This is a genomic window from Micromonospora sp. M51 (assembly GCF_018070305.1).
GTDB classification, from domain to species: Bacteria; Actinomycetota; Actinomycetes; order Mycobacteriales; family Micromonosporaceae; genus Micromonospora; species Micromonospora parva.
Genome location: NZ_JAGPXZ010000710.1, coordinates 1 through 3,121, shown reverse-complemented (window position 1 = coordinate 3,121; position 3,121 = coordinate 1). Strand labels below are relative to the sequence as shown.

4 protein-coding genes are annotated in these 3,121 nt (G+C 70.4%); 1 reads left to right on the top strand and 3 read right to left on the bottom strand.

What is annotated here, in order from left to right; translation table 11 throughout:
• On the bottom strand, positions 1 to 702 hold a 702-nt coding region (locus KBX53_RS27510; RefSeq protein ID WP_210862429.1), incomplete at its 3' end, for a glycosyltransferase family 87 protein.
• A 35-nt stretch (positions 703 to 737) separates the two neighbouring features.
• On the opposite strand from KBX53_RS27510, the gene KBX53_RS27505 reads away from it, so the two are divergent.
• Positions 738 to 1,313, top strand: coding sequence for a GNAT family N-acetyltransferase (locus tag KBX53_RS27505; RefSeq protein WP_030336858.1), 576 nt, complete (start codon positions 738 to 740; stop codon positions 1,311 to 1,313).
• Positions 1,314 to 1,356: 43 nt separating this feature from the next.
• Here KBX53_RS27505 and KBX53_RS27500 read toward each other — a convergent pair whose 3' ends face one another.
• Both KBX53_RS27500 and KBX53_RS27495 read right to left on the bottom strand, forming a co-directional pair.
• A complete protein-coding gene (locus KBX53_RS27500) occupies positions 1,357 to 2,244 on the bottom strand; it encodes a carbohydrate ABC transporter permease (RefSeq protein WP_030336860.1) in 888 nt (295 codons plus the stop codon).
• Position 2,245: 1 nt separating this feature from the next.
• On the bottom strand, positions 2,246 to 3,121 hold an 876-nt coding region (locus KBX53_RS27495), incomplete at its 5' end, for a carbohydrate ABC transporter permease (protein ID WP_210862428.1).

Below are 3,121 nucleotides of genomic sequence, written 5' to 3'. Positions count from 1 at the left end.
CACCCGACCGGTGTTCCACAGCGCCTCGGTCCAGAACTCCCGGGACGCGTCCGGGAAGAGCGCGGCGGCCAGCAGCGACACCCCGGCCGCCGTGCCGCTGGCGGTGAGCGCGGCCCGCCACCGCCCGGTCACCAGCAGGTAGACGATGAACACGCCCGGGGTCAGTTTGATCGCTGTGGCGAGGCCGATGCCCACTCCGGTCCACCGGCTGCCCGCCGGCAGCAGCCGCAGCAGGTCCACCGCCACCAGGAAGAGCAGCAGCGTGTTGACCTGGCCGAAGTTGACAGTCTCCCGCATCGGTTCGAACGCGGCGGCCAGGCAGAGCGCCACGGCGAGGGCGAACCACCGGGTCCAGCCGGCGCGGCGGGCGATCGGGTCGACCAGCCACCAGATCAGCACCGTGGTGGTGGCCACGCTGGCGAGCACGCTCACCACGATCGCCGCCGTCCACGGCAGGTACGCCATCGGCAGCATGGCCAGTGCGGCGAACGGCGGATAGGTGAAGCCGTACTGGGTGCCCGGCTTGAGGTAGTCGTAGATCTCCCCGCCGTCGTGCACCCACCAGGTCAACGCACCGTAGTAGACCTTCAGGTCGAAGAACCCGTGCCGGACGGCAGCCACGGCCAGGAACCCGGTGACCGCCGCGGCGAGCACCACCACCCCGACGACCTGCGCGGTCGTCCTGTTGGCACCCTGCGCCACCGTCGTCTCCCCCGCCCTGCGTAGGCTTCCGTCCCATGGCTCTCGGGTACGTCCGCCCGGCGCGTCCCGAGGACGCCGGCGAGATCGCACGCATCCAACTCGCGACCTGGCGGGTCGCGTACCGCCGGATCCTGCCTCGGCATGTGCTCGACAACCTGGACGAGGCGTTCCTCGCCCGGCGGTGGAGCGCCGCGGTGCTGGAGCCGCCCTCGGGCAAGCACCGGGTGCTGGTCGCCGTCGAACAGGCCGAGCAATCGTATCTGGTGGGGTTCGCGGCCTCCGGCCCGGCCGACGGCGAGGCCCTGGCCCCGGGTGAGCCGGCCGAGGCGCTCGGCCCGGACGTGGCGGCGGTGACCGACCTGCTGGTGGAGCCGCGTTGGGGCCGGCGGGGGCACGGCAGTCGGCTGCTCGCCGCCGCCGTCGACCTGTGGCGGGAGGACGGCCTGAGCCGGGCGGTGGCCTGGGCGTTCGAGGGCGACGAGGCCACCCGGAAGTTCCTCACCAGCACCGGGTGGGAGCCCGACGGGGCGGCCCGCGCGCTCGACGTGGACGACATGCTGGTGCCTCAGGTGCGCCTGCACGTCGCCGTTCCGGCCGAGAAGGTCGAGTGACAGGTGTGGCGGACCCGGATCGGGGCCGCCACACCGAACCAGGTCAGCCCTTGTCCGAGCCGTCGTTGGCGTCGCGGACGAAGTAGCGCTGGAACACCACGAAGATGATCGCCACCGGGATGGTGGCCAGCAGCGCGGCGCCGAGCTTGAGCGGGTACTGGGTGCCCTTGCCGAGCGAGCCGCTGACCAGGTCGGCCAACCCGCGTGGCAGGGTGAACAGGTCCGGGTCCTGCACGGACACCAGGCTGTGCGGGAACTCGTTCCAGGAGCCCTGGAACGACAGGATGGTGAGGGTGATCAGGGCCGGCTTCGCCATCGGCAGCACCACCGACCAGAAGGTGCGGAAGATGCTCGCCCCGTCGATCCGGGCGGCCTCCTCGACACTGACCGGAATCGACTCGAAGAACTGTTTCATGATGAACACGCCGGCCGCGTCGGCCAGCAGTGGCACCACCAGACCGGCGTAGCTGTTGTAGATGCCGAGCTGGTTGAGCACCAGGAACTTCGGGATCAGCAGCACCACCCCGGGCACCGCCATCACCGCGATGACGGCGGCGAACAGCCCGCTGCGGCCGCGGAACCGCAGCCGGGCCAGCGCGTACCCGGCGAGCGAGTCGAAGAAGACCCGGCCGAGGGTGACCAGCACCGTCACCAGCAGCGAGTTGCCCAGCCACAGCGGGAAGTTGGTGCCGGCGAAGATCCGTTCGAAGCCGGCAAGGGTGAGCGGGTCCGGGAACGGTGACAGCGGGTTCGCCGCCGCGTCGGGCTCGGTCTTGAGCGCGTTGCCGATCTGGATGACGAACGGGTAGAGGAACACCAGCCCGAAGAAGACCAGCGTGGCGTACCCCAGAAAGCGGGTGGCCAGGGTGCGGGCCGCGCGGTGCTGACGCCGCGCGGGCACCGCCGCCGGGCGGTCGGTGAGCACGGCCATCTCAGGACCTTTCCGGTACGCGGCGACGCCGCCAGCCGCGGCGCGGCCGGTCGGTGTCCCGCTCGGCCAGCGCCCGGCGCTGGATCAGCGTGAGCACGATGATGATCAGGAACAGGACGAACGAGATCGCCGCCCCGGAGCCGTAGTCGAAGTCCCGGAAGGCGGTCCGGTACGACAGGTAGGCCGGGGTGAGCGTGGTCTTGGCCGGGTCGCCCTGGCTCATCACGTACACCTGGTCGAAGACCTGCCAGGAGCCGATCATGCCGAGGGTGAGCACCAGGAAGGTGGTGGGCCTGATCATCGGCAGGGTGACGTACCGGAAGCGCTGCCACCGGGACGCACCGTCGAGGGTGCTGGCCTCGTCGAGCGTGACCGGCACGTTCTGCAGCCCGGCCAGGAACATCAGCATGAACGTGCCGGAGGTGGTCCAGACGACCAACGTGATGATCGAGATCATCGCCACGCTCGGGCCGGCCAACCAGTCCCACCAGCTCAGCCCGAACGGCCCGCCGTCGGCCAGCGCCGCCGGTGGCGAGTCGACGCCGAACACGCCGAACAGCAGGTGCAGCACGCCCCGGGAATCGGCGAACCACTCGGGCCCGTCGATGCCGACGAAGCCGAGCAGGGCGTTCACCGCGCCGGAGTTGGCGAAGAGGAACAGGAACACCACGCTGATCGCGACCGAGCTGGTCACCGAGGGGAAGTAGAAGGCGCTGCGGAAGAAGCTCTTGCCCCTGAGCATCCGGTTGTTGACGACCAGGGCCAGGCCGAGCGCGAGCACCGTCTGCGCCGGCACCACGATCGCCACGTAGTAGATGTTGTTGCGGATGCTGGTCATGAAGTCGCGCCGGGCCAGCCCGTCCTCGGTGAACAACTG